This is a genomic window from Burkholderia sp. Bp9015 (assembly GCF_003853505.1).
Lineage (GTDB): Bacteria > Pseudomonadota > Gammaproteobacteria > Burkholderiales > Burkholderiaceae > Burkholderia.
The window spans coordinates 35,404-50,373 of sequence record NZ_QTPZ01000021.1 but is presented as its reverse complement, the minus strand read 5'-3'; the positions used below and the strand labels follow the sequence as shown (position 1 = coordinate 50,373).

Below are 14,970 nucleotides of genomic sequence, written 5' to 3'. Positions count from 1 at the left end.
CTCATGCCATTGCGCGGCACATCGCCGCGCACGCATCGCATGCCAGCGCGCAGCGCCGGCAATGGTCGTGCGCATGCAGCAGGCATTCGGCCGCGCACACCTCGCACGCACGCGCGCACAGGGCGCACACCTGCGGCGCGAGCACGCTGTCGCGAGCCATCGCGGCCGAGGCAAGGCGGCACAGCTGCGCGCACTCGATGTCGAGCGCGATGCAAGCGGCCAGGGCGTGCGTGTCGGGGTCCGCCAGGCACCCCGCCGTACACGCGTCGCATGCATGCGCGCACGCATCGCACGCGGACATGCAGTTGTCGTAGAGATCATGGAACCCGTTCATGGCAGCACTCCTCGTTGCGGTTCGCAGCGTCATGGCGTCAGCTTCACTTTCAGCCAGCCCGGCTCGCGCACGTCGAACGCGCGATACGCGTCGATCGCGTTCGTCAGCGGCTCGCAGCGCGTCAGCACGGACGCCGGGTCGAACGCACCGCTGCGCACGAGCTCGATCAGGTGCGGCGTGACGGTCCGGTGATTGCAGTTGCCCATCTTGATCGTGAGGTTCCGGTTCATCGCCTCGCCGACCGGAAACACGCGCGCCTGCGGCGGATACACGCCGATCACCGCGACCGTGCCCGCCTTCGCGACCGCGCGCACCGCCCATTGCAGTACCTGCGAGGGCCCGTCGCCGGGCGTCCAGTAGCGGCCGTCGGGCTTGCGGCGCGGCGCGACGGCGTCGACTTCCGCATCGAATGCACGCGCCGCGTCGTGGTCGGCGGCGGCCGGCCCATGCGTCGCGCGCATCGCGTCGACGCCCACCGCATCGATCGCACGATCGACCCCGATCCCGCCGGTGAGCCGCAGCACCGTGTCGACGGGGTCTTCCTCGGAGAAGTCGATGGTCTCGGCGCCCTGCGCGCAGGCCATCTCGAGCCGCGACGCGATGCGGTCGATCGCGATCACGCGCCCGGCGCCCATCAGCTTCGCGCTCGCGATCGCGAACTGGCCGACCGGCCCGGCGCCGAACACGGCCACCGTGTCGCCCGGCTTCACTTCCGCGAGCTGCGCGCCGAAGTAGCCGGTCGGAAAAATGTCGGACATCAGGATCGCCCGGTCGTCGTCGATCGCGTCCGGCAACCGGATCAGGCTCGCGTTCGCGAGTGGCGTGCGCGCGTATTCGGCCTGCAGCCCGTCGAACGGCCCCGTGTCGGCCGGGCCGCCGTAGAACGCGGTGCCCGCGCGCGGCCCGCCCGGGTTCGCGACGTCGCATTGCGCGGTGTAGCCCGCGCGGCAGTACACGCAGCTGCCGCACGCGATCGTCGACGGAATCAGCACGCGATCGCCGCGCTTCAGGTTGCGCACGTCGCGCCCGACCGTCTCGACGATGCCGACACCCTCATGGCCGAGGATCGTGCCGGGCTTCATCCCGCCGAGCGTGCCGCGCACCATGTGCAGGTCGGTGCCGCAGATCGCGCTGGCCGTCAGGCGCACGACCGCATCGGTCACGTCGACGACTTGCGGGTCGGGTACCGTATCGATGCGAATGTCGCCGATGCCGTGAAATACGACTGCTTTCATGTCAGGCCCTCCTTGTCGAAAGCGGTAACGGTGCAAGTACCGTCACACTGTTCGAGCAAGGCGCGCGCCCGTGCGCGCAGGGGTCGGTGCGGTGCGTGGTCAGCCGGCCGGTGCGTCGTCGTCGATCGACATGCCGATCGCGGCCGGCAGCGCGGCCGTGCGGCGCATCGTGTCGACTGCACCTCCATGTCGGCACCGGAAATACCGGAATGTTCACGCTCGGGTTCATGATCGCGAACGGCGCCGCGATCACCTCGGTCGAGAAACCGCAGTCGAGAGTCACGGGAGTCTGTCCGGCTCGGCGGTCTCTGCGCAAGCCGCGACGATGCGATGACAGTTGTGTGCGCAACTCTTTTTTCCAGAGCGTGTACCGGTCAGCGCACAGTCGGCAGCCCGTTCACGCGCGCGTCGTGCCCTGCTGCTCGAGCGCCGCTTCCGCGCGCAGGCAGTCGAGATCGCGGCCGATCGTCGCGACCGCGAGCCGTGCGTTGCCGCGCCAGAACGCGACCGAAGCGTCATGCGTGCGCAGGTCGCCGTCGATCTCGACGCGGTCCCATTGCTCCGCATGTCCGACATAACGGACCGTCAGGTCGTAGTGCTGGCTCCAGAAGAACGGCACCGCGTCGAACGGCCGCTGCTGGCCGAGCATGTTGCGCGCCGCGGCGATGCCCTGCCGCTCAGCAACGACCCAGTGCTCGACGCGTATGCGTTCGCCCGTCAACGGATCGGGCCAGCGCGCGATGTCGCCGGCCGCGTAGATGTCCGGTGCGCTCGTCCGCAGGAAACGGTCGACCGTCACGCCGCGATCGACGGCGAGCCCCGCATCCTGCGCGAGCGCGAGGTCCGGATGCACGCCGATGCCGACCACCACCACATCGGCCGGCAGCGCGTCGCCGTTCGACAGCGTCACGCGCTCCGGCGCGATCTGCGTGGGCGTCGCGCCGAGATGGAACACCACGCCGTGCGCTTCGTGCAGCGCGCGGATCGTGTCGCCGAGCGCTTCGCCGAGCACGCGCGCCATCGGATGCGCGTCGGGCGCGACCACCTGCACGTCGAGCCCGCGCGTGCGCAGCGCGGCGGCCGCTTCGAGGCCGATGAAGCTCGCGCCGATCACGACGCAGCGCCGCGCCGTCTTCAGCTTGCCGATCAGCGCCTCGCAATCGGCCCGCGAACGCAGCACGCACACGTGCGGCAGATCCGCACCCGGCACGGTCAGCCGGTTCGGCTCGGCGCCGGTGGCCAGCAGCAGCGCGCCGTAGCCGACGCGGCTGCCGTCCGCGAGCTCGACCGCGTGCTGCGCGGGATCGATCCGCGTGACGCGCATGCCGCAGCGCACGTCGATGCGCTGGTCGGTATAGAACGACGCGCCGCGCAACGGCAGCCAGTCGGCCTCGGCCGTGCCGGCCAGATAGTCCTTCGACAGGTTCGGCCGGTCGTACGGCGGCTCGCTGTCCGCGCTCAGCAGCGTGATCGCATGCGGATAGCCTTCCTGGCGCAGCGTCACGGCCGCCGCGATCGCGGCCGCACCGCCGCCGACGATCACCACCGATGCGGGCAGCCCCGCCGCGTTCAGCGCGGGCGGCGATGCGGCTGGCCGCGCATCGAGCACGACCGCGCGGCCGTCGCGCCGCTCGACGCGCCAGCACGTCAGGCCGTCGAGCGCCGGCGCGCGCAACAGCTCGCCGGTGCGCAGGCAGAACGCCGCGTGATGCCACGGACAGCGGATCGTATCGCCGACCAGCAGCCCGTCGGCGAGCGGCGCGCCGTAGTGCGGGCATTGCGCGCCCACGGCAAACAGTTCGTCGGCGCGGCGCACCAGCAGCACCGTGGCGTCGCCGACCTGGCCCTCGATCATCGCGCCGTCGGCGAGGTCGTCGAGCGCGATCCCCTGCGCGAGATCGGGACGTGAAGACGAGGCGTCGCTTCCGGACATGGCGTGGCTCCCGGAGTGTGGGGTAACGATCCCATTATCGGCGTCCTTCCCGAAAAGAACAGGTACAGACGACCCCGCAGCGCACGCAAACACGGACTGTGGCTTGTACGCGATCCGCGACCGGCGTAGAACGTCATCGACGTTGCGGCGCAACACGCCGGATGCCCGTGCGCGGGGGGCCGGCGAGCCGAGCAATCCGCGTACCGCCCCGCCTTCATCCCGTCACGAGGAGCGACCCGATGGCGACCGTTCTATGCGTGCTCTATCCCGACCCGGTCGACGGCTATCCGCCGCATCACGTGCGCGACGCGATTCAGGTCATAACGCGAGCTTGCCGACCGTGACGATCGCGCGTTCGATCTCCGGCGACCACGGGCTGCTGTAGTTCAGCCGGATGAAATTGCGGTAGGTGTCCGCGATCGAGAACATGTAGCCGGGCCCGATCGTGATCCCCTGCTCCAGCGCGAGCTGGTACAACCGCATCGCATCGACCTGCGCCGGCAACTCGACCCACAGCACGTAGCCGCCCGCCGGGCTCGAGATGCGCGTGCCTTCCGGGAAGAACCGCGACACCATCGCGCGCATCAGGTTCGCTTGCTGCGCATACGCCTTGCGAATCCGCCGCAGGTGATGCTCGTAACCGTCGCGTTCGAGGAACTCGGCGATCGCCAGCTGCGGCAGCGACGGCGTCGCCAGCGTGTTCAGGAACTTCAGCTTCTCGACCTGTTCGCGATAACGGCCCGGCAACGCCCAGCCGATCCGGTACGCGGCCGTCAGGCTTTTCGAGAACGACGCGCAGTGCAGCACGATCCCGTTGCGGTCGAACGCCTTCAGCGCACTCGGGTGCGCATTGCCGAAATACAGTTCGTTGTATACGCCGTTCTCGATCACCGGCATATCGGCTTTCGTTGCGAATTCAACCAGTTCGCGCTTGCGCTCGTCGGGCATCTGGAAGCCGAGCGGATTCTGGAAGTTCGGCATCACCATGCATGCGGCGATCGGCTGCGACTTCGCGATCGCCGCCAGCGCCGCGATGTCGATTCCGTATTCAGGATGGGTCGCGACCTCGATCGCCTTCATCCCCATCCGTTCGATCGCGTGCAGCATCGCGTAGAACGTCGGCGACTCCACCGCGATCGTGTCGCCCGGTTTCGCGACCGCCTGCAGGCACAGGTTGATCGCCTCGGTCGCGCCGACCGTCACGATGATCTCGTTCGGGTCGACCGACATCCCGTTTTCCAGGTAGCGCCGTGCGATCTGCCGGATCAGGCGCGGATGGCCGGGCGGCAGCCCGTCGGTCACGCCCCACAGCGACTTGTCGCGGCCGGCCGCGTACGCGTAGCGGTTCAGCTTCTCGAACGGGAACAGGCTCGGGTCCGGGTACGGCGAGCCGAGCGGCACCGCGTCGTCGGTGCCGATCGCGCGCAGCGTGGACAGCACGAGCCGGCTCATGTCCACCGACGACGAGATCGCGATCGGCTTCGACGGCCGCAGCTCGCGCACCGGCGCGTGCCCGTCGTCGTTGCGCAGGTTCACGAAGTACCCCGACTGCGGGCGGCTCTCCAGCAGCCCGCGGCTTTCGAGCAGCAGGTACGCGTGCAGCACGGTCGTGATGCTGATCCGGTGCTGCTGGCTCGCCTGCCGCACCGACGGCACACGATCGCCATGTCGATACACGCGTTGCCGGATGAGTCTCTCTATGTCGTTCGCGAATTTCTCGTAGAGCTTCATCCGCCTCGCCCCGCCAGCGGTGAACCAGCCTGCGACGCGCAGGTGCGCGTGCCGTGCCGCTGCACGAAGCCGCATAGCCGTGTCCGGCCGCGGGCGTTCCGGTGCGAGCCACGTCCATTACCGAAATTGAAGGCGGATAGCAATGCGAAATCCATCATGAGAAGGATCGGCATCCTACTGCGTCATTTCGGCGAATGTAAGTGACAGTTTGGCGATCAAACCTCAAATCGCACACGTGTGGTGAACAGATGGAAACGCGGCAGCCGCGAGTCGGCGCCGCACCGAATCAATCTCGGTATAACGAAATGAACTACCGAACCGACACCCCCATCGATCGGCCCCGCACACACACGCATCACCGACGCGCGTGCACATCGTCCTCGACGTCGTCGACCTCCGCCGGAAAGCGATGCTGGCCGAAGCTGAGGATCAACACGCCTACCGCGAGCAGCACGATTCCGAACGTGGTCATCAGCATCCGCTCGGGGCTGTCGGTGGCGCCGCGCAGGATCAGGTCGCGCGCGAGCGACGTCATCGCAATGAACAGCGGAAAGCGCACCGGCAGCCGGCCGAGCCGCAGGTAACGCACGTTCATCGCGAGCACTTCGAGATAGAGGAACATCAGCAGCAGGTCGGTCAGCGACACCTCGCCCGCGAGCACGACCTTCCACGCTTCCTGCGTCATCGCGAACGCGGTCGCGAGGCCGATCACGATCAGCCCGGCCAGCTCGGCCGCGTGGAGGAAGTGTCCGAAGCGGCGGCGGATGCGCTCGGCGGCCGTATCGGCGGAAACAGTGGACGTATTCAAGGCGATGACCGGTGCAATGAGGGTTGTGCCGCGATCGACGCTGGGTCGACACGGCGGATGGTTTCGGGCGGCGGAAAGCCCGCGACGCGCGCATCGGGAAAGGTTGCGCACGCACCGGCCGCGGTGGTGGCCTGCGCGACCGCGGACAGCGTGCGCCGGCAGCACTGGTGGAACGCGACGCCCGCATCGGTACACGCCACGTCGCCGCCCGCACGCGCCAGCAACAGCTGGCAGCCGAGATACCGTTCGAGGCGGTCCAGCCGCTCGCTGACTTGCGCGCGTCCGAGCTTCAGTTCGGACGCCGCGGCGGACACCCCGCCATGCTCGACCACCGCGACATAAATACGCATCGCTTCCAGCAGGTTCATCATGATGGTCCTCGTCGGCGGGCGGAGCGAACCTAATCTACTGCACGCGCCACGCCCGCTCAAGAGCACAGCGCCGCGGGTTTCAGGAGTACAGCTGCAGGCCCGCGACGCAGAATCGGACCCCGATCAACCCATTCGAATGACAGATTGGCGATACGTGTTCCAAAGACCCGCCGAAGCTGCTAGATTGCATGCTCGACGACGTTACGCGGTGCGGCGAGGTCGCGCGCCGGGCGAACGCGCGGCCACCGAGCCTGCCTCCCCCTTGCGCGCCCGGGCGGCAGGCCGCCGCCGCTGCGGCCCGTTGCGCGATGCCCGCGCAACGTCCTTCATCCGCATGTCACAAAGAGAACAGTCGCATGACACAGTCCAACCGTTCGTCTTCGCGCGCCGCGGCATCCGCGGCCCGTCCGTCCCGACATGACTGACCGGCAGGCCGCGATGCAAACCCGTCCCCCGCTTTCCCAGGCCGTTCACAGCCCGGTCACGCGCAGCGCGATCTTCCTCGTTGCCACCGTCAACCCCGGCGCCGAGCGCGCCGACACGATCCGCGCGTGGTGCGGCGACATCGCCGCGCTCGTGCGCTCGGTCGGCAAGCGCGTGCCGGACGGCAACCTGTCCTGCGTATGCGGCTTCGGCGCCGACGCCTGGGATGCGCTGTTCGGCGATCCGCGCCCCGCGTCGCTGCATCCGTTCCGCGAATTCGGCGCCGGCCAGCGCGTCGCGATCGCGACGCCCGGCGACATCCTGCTGCACATCCGCGCCGACGCGATGGACCTGTGCTTCGAACTCGCGACCCAATTGCTCGGCGCGCTCGGCGACGCGGTCACGGTCGTCGACGAGGTGCACGGCTTCCGCAACTTCGACCAGCGCGCGATGATCGGCTTCGTCGACGGCACCGAGAACCCGGAGGGCCGCGACGCGGTCGACTTCACGGTGATCGGCGACGAAGATGCCGAATTCGCGGGCGGCAGCTACGTGATCGTGCAGAAGTACCTGCACGACATGGCCGGCTGGAATGCGCTCGCGGTCGAGACGCAGGAGCGCATCATCGGGCGCACCAAATTGTCCGACATCGAGCTCGCGCCGGACGTGAAGCCGTCGTGCTCGCACAGCTCGCTGACCACGCTCGACGAGAACGGCCAGGAAGTGAAGATCCTGCGCGACAACATGCCGTTCGGGCGCCCCGGCTCCGGCGAATTCGGCACCTACTTCATCGGCTACGCGCGCTCGCCGGCGCCGATCGAGCAGATGCTCGAGAACATGTTCGTCGGCCGCCCGCCCGGCAACTACGACCGGCTGCTCGACTATAGCCGCGCGGTCACCGGCTCGCTGTTCTTCGTGCCGTCGGCCGACCTGCTCGAGGCGCTCGCCGATCGCCCCGCACCGGGCGCCGAAGCCACCGCCACCGCCGCGCAGCCGGCCCCCGCATCGCCCGAGTCGCGTCGTGACGGCTCGCTGAACATCGGATCGCTGAAAGGAGCCAAAGCCTATGAATAACCTGCACCGCGAACTCGCGCCGATTTCCTCGTCCGCCTGGGAGCAGATCGAGGAAGAAGTCGCACGCACCTTCAAGCGCTCGGTGGCCGGGCGCCGCGTTGTCGACGTCGAGGGCCCGGCCGGCCCCGAGCTGTCGGCCGTCGGCACCGGGCACCTGCGCGAGGTCGCGGCACCGCGCGAGCTGGTCGGCGCACGGCTGCGCGAAGTCCGCACGATCGTCGAGCTGACGGTGCCGTTCGAGCTGAGCCGCGACGCGATCGACAGCGTCGAGCGCGGCGCGCGCGATGCCGACTGGCAGCCGGCGAAGGATGCCGCGCAACGGCTCGCGTTCGCGGAAGACGGCGCGATCTTCGACGGCTATCTGGCCGCGGACATCGTCGGCATCCGCGAAGGCACGTCGAACCGCAAGCTCACGCTGCCGGCCGACGTCAGCGCATATCCGGACGCGATCAGCGACGCGCTGGAAGCGCTGCGGCTCGCCGGCGTGGACGGCCCGTACTCGGTCGTGCTCGGCTCGGACGCCTACACGGCGCTCAGCGAGGCGCGCGACCAGGGCTATCCGGTCCTCGGCCACATCAAGCGCATCGTCAGCGGCGAGATCATCTGGGCGCCGGCGATCAGCGGCGGCTGCGTGCTGTCCACCCGCGGCGGCGACTATGAACTGCACCTCGGCGAAGACGTGTCGATCGGCTACACGAGCCATACCGACAAGGTCGTTCGCCTTTACCTGCGCGAAACGTTCACGTTCCTGATGCTGACGAGCGAGGCATCGGTGGCCGTGGCGCCGCAGGGCAACCCGGCGACCTGACGTTCCGCCCGCGCGATGCCCGACCGGCATCGCGCCCACCGGCCGCATGGCCGGCCGCACGTTCGTCGCCGATCGAACCATCCTGCATGGAGCGAGAAATGAGCGAATCGAATGAAGCACTACAGGCACTGCAAGCGTCGATCGACAGCCTGAAGCAGGCCGTCGACGCGAACGCGAGCCGCCAGGCCGGCGACACCGCCGTATTGTTCACCGTGGTGGCGCTGATGCTGGCCGAACTGCCGCCCGACACCCGCAACCTGATCGAGGATTCGTTCTCCGTCTGGGCCAATGGTCTGCAGAATGCGGCACTGTCAACCGACGTGAAGCAGATCGCACGGCAGAAACTTGCGATGACGCTCTCCGACTGACGCCGCCGCCTCGTCACGGTTGGGCCATGTCCGGCCCGCACCGTGCAAGCCGCCCGCTTCGCCAGCGGCCGCGCGCCACGCACCGGTTGCGGTGCGCGCGCGGCCCGGCCTGACCCGTGCGCGCACGCTGCCGCGCTGCGCGCTCGCGCCGATGCGCGCGCGCCGCGTTGCGTCGCGCGTCCCCCTTCCCGTTGGCTCCCTGCCGGCGCCCTGCGCGCCGATGTCGCACCGCGCTTCGCGCGCGTCGCACGCCGCCACGTTTGCGCAGCCCGCACGCCGCACCCGCATGCGCGCTCGTCTGTACTCCTTGCGTCTCATGCTCGCACGCTTGTGAGGGTGCAATTCCCGGCCGGGCCGATGCGGAACTGTGTCTTGGAGGCCCCGGGCCGATTCGCTATTTTGAACGCAGTCGAAGTGATGGCGCAGGCGCCGCGAAGCAACGGTATTGCCGGCGTCGAGCACGGCAGGTCGCCATGCCTGCGCGCGTGGCGCAAGGGCGCCGGCATGGCGCGCGCGCCGCCGGTCGCGTCGTGCGGCAGGCACGCCCCGGCGCCCTCGCGCATCGGGACTTCCCTTTCGATTCACGTTCATTGACAGGAGCCAGACCACCATGCCCGCACTTTGCGACATCTGTCACGCCCGGCCGGCCGTCGCGCGCGCCACCGTGATGCAGGACGGCGAGCGCAAGACGATCTCGATCTGCGACTACCACTTCCGTCAGCTGATGCGGCATCAGAGCATGCTGAACCCGTTCGACTCGCTGCTGGGCGGCGGCGCGTCGTCGCTGTTCGGCGAGTCCGGCGACACGTCGCCGCTTGCCGCGGAGATTCCGCGCGAGTCGGTCGACCCGACCGACGCATTCAGCGAGCAGACGCTCGAACTGCTGCAGCGCGCGGCCGAGAAGGCGCACGAGCTGCGCCGCAGCGAACTCGACACCGAACACCTGCTGTACGCGCTCGCGGACACCGACGTGTGCGCCGCGCTGCTGAAGGAACTGAAGCTGTCGCCGCAGGACATCAAGTCGTACATCGACGAGCACGCGCATACCGGCACGGCCTCCCCCGATGCGTCGCTCGACAAGCTGTCGATCTCGCCGCGCGTGAAGAAGGCCGTGCAGTACGCGTTCCAGGCGTCGCGCGACCTCGGTCACTCGTACATCGGCCCCGAGCACCTGCTGATCGGTCTCGCGTCGGTGCCGGACAGCATCGCCGGCACGCTGCTGAAGAAATACGGCGTGACGCCGGAGGCGCTGCGCCAGAAGGTCGTGAAGGTCGTCGGCAAGGGCGCGGAAGACGGCCGCGTCGATGCGCCGACCGGCACGCCGAATCTCGACAAGTTCGGCCGCGACCTCACCGCGATCGCGCGCCAGGGCAAGCTCGATCCGGTGCTCGGCCGCGCGCAGGAAATCGAGAGCACGATCGAGGTGCTCGCGCGCCGCAAGAAGAACAACCCGGTGCTGATCGGCGAGCCGGGCGTCGGCAAGACCGCGATCGTCGAAGGCCTCGCGCAGCGGATCGTGAACGGCGACGTGCCCGAAGTGCTGCGCGGCAAGCGGCTCGTCGAAGTCAACATCAACTCGATGGTCGCCGGCGCGAAGTATCGCGGCGAATTCGAGGAGCGCGCGAAGCAGCTGATCGACGAAGTGACCGCCAAGCATGACGAACTGATCCTGTTCATCGACGAGCTGCATACGATCGTCGGCGCGGGCCAGGGCGGCGGCGAAGGCGGGCTCGACATCGCGAACGTGCTGAAGCCGGCGCTCGCGCGCGGCGAGCTGAGCCTGATCGGCGCGACCACGCTGAACGAATACCAGAAGCACATCGAGAAGGACGCGGCGCTGGAGCGGCGCTTCCAGCCGGTGTTCGTGCCGGAGCCGAGCGTCGAGCAGACGATCGTGATCCTGCGCGGGCTGCGCGACAGCCTCGAGGCGCACCATCAGGTGACGTTCGCCGACGACGCGTTCGTCGCGGCCGCCGAGTTCGCCGACCGCTACATCACCGCGCGCTTCCTGCCCGACAAGGCGATCGACCTGATCGACCAGGCCGCCGCGCGCGTGCGGATCGGCGCGACCTCGCGCCCCGTCGACATCCAGGAAGGCGAAGCGCAGATCGCGCAGTTGAAGCGCGAGCAGGACTACGCGACGTCGCGCAAGCGCTTCGACGAAGCGAAGCAGTTCGAAGAACAGATCAACGAGAAGCAGAAGTCGCTCGACGAAAAGATGGAAGCTTGGCAGCGCAAGACCGGTTCCGAGACGCTCGAGGTGACCGTCGAATCGGTCGCCGAAGTCGTGTCGCGGCTGACCGGCATCCCGGTGTCCGAGCTTACACAGGAAGAGCGCCAGAAGCTGCTGAAGATGGAGGAGCAGCTGCGCGAGCGCGTGGTCGGCCAGAACGACGCGGTGGTCGCCGTCAGCGACGCGGTGCGGCTGTCGCGCGCCGGGCTCGGCCAGACGCACCGTCCGATCGCGACGTTCCTGTTCCTCGGGCCGACCGGCGTCGGCAAGACCGAGCTCGCGAAGGCGCTGGCCGAGACCGTGTTCGGCGACGAGCAGGCGATCATCCGCATCGACATGTCCGAGTACATGGAGCGGCACGCGGTCGCGCGGCTGATCGGCGCGCCGCCCGGCTACGTCGGCTACGACGAAGGCGGCCAGCTCACCGAGCGCGTGCGGCGCCGCCCGTACAGCGTGATCCTGCTCGACGAGATCGAGAAGGCCCATCCGGACGTCTACAACGTGCTGCTGCAGGTGTTCGACGACGGCCGGCTGACCGACGGCAAGGGCCGCGTGGTCGACTTCAGCAACACGATCATCATCGCGACGAGCAACCTCGGCGCCGCGATCATCATGGACAACCTCACGCAGCCGGAAGCCGCGCGCAAGACCGACAAGGCGATCCGCGAGCAGCTGATGCAGGTGCTGAAGGGCCATTTCCGCCCCGAGTTCCTGAACCGGATCGACGAGGTGATCGTGTTCCATGCGCTGTCGAAGGAGAACATCCGCTCGATCGTGCAGATCCAGCTCGACCGCGTGGTGCGCACCGCCGCCGCGCAGGACATCACGCTCGTGATGGGCGACTCGCTCGTCGAACACCTGACCGAAGCCGGCTACCAGCCGGAGTTCGGCGCGCGCGAGCTGAAGCGGCAAGTTCGGCAGATCATCGAAACGAAGCTCGCGAAGGAGATCCTCGCGGACAAGCTTCAGTCGGGCGACCGCGTCGAAGTCGACTACGACACGGCCGGCGACACGGTGACGTTCAACAAGCTCGCGCCGCCTGATGTGAAGGACGCGAAGCAGGACGCCGACGGCAAGGCCAGGCCGAACGGAAAGGCCACGAAGGCATCGGCCAATGAAAAGGATGACGAAGCAAATGCCGATACGCCGCCGCCCGTCGCGAAGGCATCCGGCAAGAAGTCGTCCGGTGCGAAGAAGGACGCGCACTGATACCACGCGGGCCCGCATGTCCGGGCCCGCATGACCGGCGCCGTCCGCCGGACGGCGCCGCCCCACGCCGCGACGCGGCGCAACCCGAGCCACCCCGCAGCGGGCCCGGCTCATGGAGATTCACATGACAAATCGACGCGAAGTGCCAGGCATCAGGAAGTACGATGGGCCCGCCGGCGGTTGGGGCGCGCTTCGCGCGACAGCCGAGGCCGTGCGCACGCAGATGGAAACCATCGAGGCGCCGATCGTGCTGATGCGGACCAACCAGCCCGACGGTTTCGACTGTCCCGGCTGCGCGTGGCCCGACAAGGAACACAAGTCGACGTTCCAGTTCTGCGAGAACGGCGCGAAGGCCGTCACGTGGGAGGCCACGACCAAGCGCGTGACGCCCGAGTTCTTCGCGGCGAACACCGTGTCGTCGCTGCTGCGGATGTCCGACTACGAGCTGGAGAACATGGGCCGGCTCACGCATCCGCTCGTCTACGATCGCGCGACCGACACGTTCCGCGCGGTCGAATGGGACGACGCGTTCGCGCGCATCGGCGAGGTGCTGCGTGCGCTGCCGCCCGAGCAGGTCGAGTTCTATACGTCGGGGCGCGCGTCGAACGAAGCCGCGTACCTGTATCAGCTGTTCGCGCGCGAGCTCGGCACCAACAACTTCCCCGACTGCTCGAACATGTGCCACGAGCCGACCAGCGTCGGCCTGCCGCAGTCGATCGGGATCGGCAAGGGCACCGTTTCGCTGGAGGATTTCGACCACTGCGAGCTGATCATCTCGATCGGCCACAACCCCGGCACGAACCATCCGCGGATGATGGGCACGCTGCACGAGTGCTCGCGCCGCAACGTGCCGATCATCGTGTTCAACCCGTTGCGCGAGCGCGCGCTCGAACGCTTCGCCGATCCGCAGGACATGATCGAGATGGCGTCGTTCGGTTCGACGCGCATCGCGTCGACGTACTACCAGGTCGACGCGGGCGGCGACGCGGCCGCTCTGAAGGGCATCATGAAGGCGCTGCTGCAGCTCGAGGCCGAGCGCGGCGACGTGCTCGACCGCGACTTCATCGCGCAGCACACCAGCGGCTTCGACGCGTTCTCCACCGACCTGCAGGCCACGTCGTGGGACGACATCGAGCGCGCGAGCGGCCTGAGCCAGGCGCAGCTCGAACAGGTTGCGCTCGCCTATGCGAAGTCGAACGCGACGATCGTCACGTACGGGATGGGTGTCACGCAGCACAACAAGGGCACCGCGACCGTGCGCCTGATCGCCGACCTGCTGCTGATGCGCGGCAACTTCGGCAAGCCCGGCGCGGGCGTATGCCCGCTGCGCGGCCACTCCAACGTGCAGGGCAACCGCACGGTCGGCATCACCGAGAAGCCGTCGGCCGAGTTCCTGCAGAAGATCGAGGACGTGTGCGGCTTCAAGCCGCCCGCGCATCATGGGCACGACGCCGTGCAGGCCATGCAGGCGATGGTCGACGGCCAGGCCAAGGCGCTGCTGTGCCTCGGCGGCAACTTCGCGGTCGCGCTGCCCGATCCCGAGCTGTCGTTCCCCGCGATGGCGAAGCTCGATCTCAGCGTGCATCTCGGCACGAAGCTGAACCGCTCGCATCTGCTGGTTGCGAAGGAAACCTACATCCTGCCCGTGCTCGGCCGCACCGAGCTCGACATGCAGGCGAGCGGCCGGCAATCGATCACCGTCGAGGATTCGATGTCGATGGTCCACGCGTCGGCCGGCAAGCTCAAGCCGGCGTCCGACGCGTTGCGCTCGGAGCCCGCGATCGTCGCGGGGATCGCGCATGCGACGCTGCCGAACAGCAAGGTCGCGTGGCTCGACCTGATCGCCGACTACGACCGTATCCGCGACCTGATCGACAAGACGGTGCCCGGCTTCGAGGCGTTCAACGAACGGATCCGCACGCCGGGCGGCTTCCGCCTGCCGCTGCCGCCCACCGAGCGCGTGTGGCCCACGCCGACCGGCAAGGCGATGTTCTCGGTCTACACGGGCGTGAAGGAAGACGCGGACGTGCTCGGCGCCGAACAGGTGCTGCGGCTGATCACGCTGCGCAGCCACGACCAGTACAACACGACGATCTACGGGCTCGACGACCGCTATCGCGGCGTGTTCGGGCGGCGCGACGTGCTGTTCATGAACGCGGCCGATCTCGCGAAGTACGGGCTCGAACACGGCGACCTCGTCGACATCGAGACGATCACCGCCTCGGGCCGCACGCTGCGCCTCGAGAAGATCACCGCGATCGAGTACGACATCGCGCCGGGCTCGGTCGGCGCGTACTACCCGGAAGCGAACGTGCTCGTGCCGCTCGATTACATCGACAAGGAAAGCGGCACGCCGTCGTACAAGTCGGTGCCGGTGCGGGTCGCGCGTTCCGCGGTCGTGTGATCCGCGGGCGCGGCAGGTTCGCGACGTACGGCACGCATG

Annotated in this window: 11 protein-coding genes; 5 read left to right on the top strand and 6 right to left on the bottom strand. The window is 68.4% G+C overall.

Features of this window, described 5'->3' with window-relative positions; genetic code table 11:
- Window position 1 precedes the first annotated feature (1 nt).
- The 6 genes from DIE12_RS22115 to DIE12_RS22090 form a co-directional block, all read right to left on the bottom strand.
- Window positions 2-334 carry a four-helix bundle copper-binding protein gene (locus DIE12_RS22115; protein ID WP_124521807.1) on the bottom strand — a complete coding sequence of 111 codons (333 nt, stop codon included), beginning with the start codon at window positions 332-334 and terminating at the stop codon, window positions 2-4.
- A 29-nt stretch (window positions 335-363) separates the two neighbouring features.
- Window positions 364-1,569, bottom strand: a complete 1,206-nt coding sequence (locus tag DIE12_RS22110) for a zinc-dependent alcohol dehydrogenase (RefSeq protein WP_044848161.1) — start codon at window positions 1,567-1,569, stop codon at window positions 364-366.
- Window positions 1,570-1,966: 397 nt separating this feature from the next.
- Window positions 1,967-3,502 (bottom strand): FAD-dependent oxidoreductase, encoded by a 1,536-nt coding sequence (locus DIE12_RS22105; RefSeq protein WP_124521665.1) that lies wholly within the window; start codon window positions 3,500-3,502, stop codon window positions 1,967-1,969.
- Window positions 3,503-3,820: 318 nt separating this feature from the next.
- A complete protein-coding gene (locus tag DIE12_RS22100; RefSeq protein WP_124521780.1) occupies window positions 3,821-5,233 on the bottom strand; it encodes a PLP-dependent aminotransferase family protein in 1,413 nt (470 codons plus the stop codon).
- 355 nt (window positions 5,234-5,588) lie between these two features.
- Window positions 5,589-6,041 (bottom strand): phosphate-starvation-inducible protein PsiE, encoded by a 453-nt coding sequence (locus tag DIE12_RS22095; protein WP_044848158.1) that lies wholly within the window; start codon window positions 6,039-6,041, stop codon window positions 5,589-5,591.
- Entirely contained in the window at window positions 6,038-6,412 is a 375-nt protein-coding gene (locus DIE12_RS22090; protein ID WP_260426162.1) for a LysR family transcriptional regulator, read from the bottom strand. Before DIE12_RS22090 ends, DIE12_RS22095 begins: the two co-directional genes overlap by 4 nt.
- Window positions 6,413-6,829: 417 nt before the next feature.
- Here DIE12_RS22090 and DIE12_RS22080 point away from each other — a divergent pair, with 417 nt between their 5' ends.
- The 5 genes from DIE12_RS22080 to DIE12_RS22060 all read left to right on the top strand — a co-directional run bounded on the left by DIE12_RS22080 (window position 6,830) and on the right by DIE12_RS22060 (window position 14,931).
- Window positions 6,830-7,909, top strand: coding sequence for a Dyp-type peroxidase (locus tag DIE12_RS22080; RefSeq protein WP_124485766.1), 1,080 nt, complete (start codon window positions 6,830-6,832; stop codon window positions 7,907-7,909).
- Window positions 7,902-8,717, top strand: coding sequence for a family 1 encapsulin nanocompartment shell protein (locus DIE12_RS22075; RefSeq protein WP_044848156.1), 816 nt, complete (start codon window positions 7,902-7,904; stop codon window positions 8,715-8,717). Before DIE12_RS22080 ends, DIE12_RS22075 begins: the two co-directional genes overlap by 8 nt.
- Before the next feature lie 98 nt (window positions 8,718-8,815).
- The gene (locus tag DIE12_RS22070; protein ID WP_124521663.1) at window positions 8,816-9,085 is read left to right on the top strand and encodes a hypothetical protein; all 270 of its coding nucleotides are present in this window, start codon (window positions 8,816-8,818) and stop codon (window positions 9,083-9,085) included.
- A gap of 610 nt (window positions 9,086-9,695) precedes the next feature.
- Entirely contained in the window at window positions 9,696-12,527 is a 2,832-nt protein-coding gene (locus DIE12_RS22065; protein ID WP_124521661.1) for an ATP-dependent Clp protease ATP-binding subunit, read from the top strand.
- 124 nt (window positions 12,528-12,651) lie between these two features.
- Complete coding sequence (locus DIE12_RS22060) at window positions 12,652-14,931, top strand: FdhF/YdeP family oxidoreductase (RefSeq protein WP_044848153.1); 2,280 nt, start codon at window positions 12,652-12,654, stop codon at window positions 14,929-14,931.
- The last annotated feature ends 39 nt before the right edge of the window (window positions 14,932-14,970 follow it).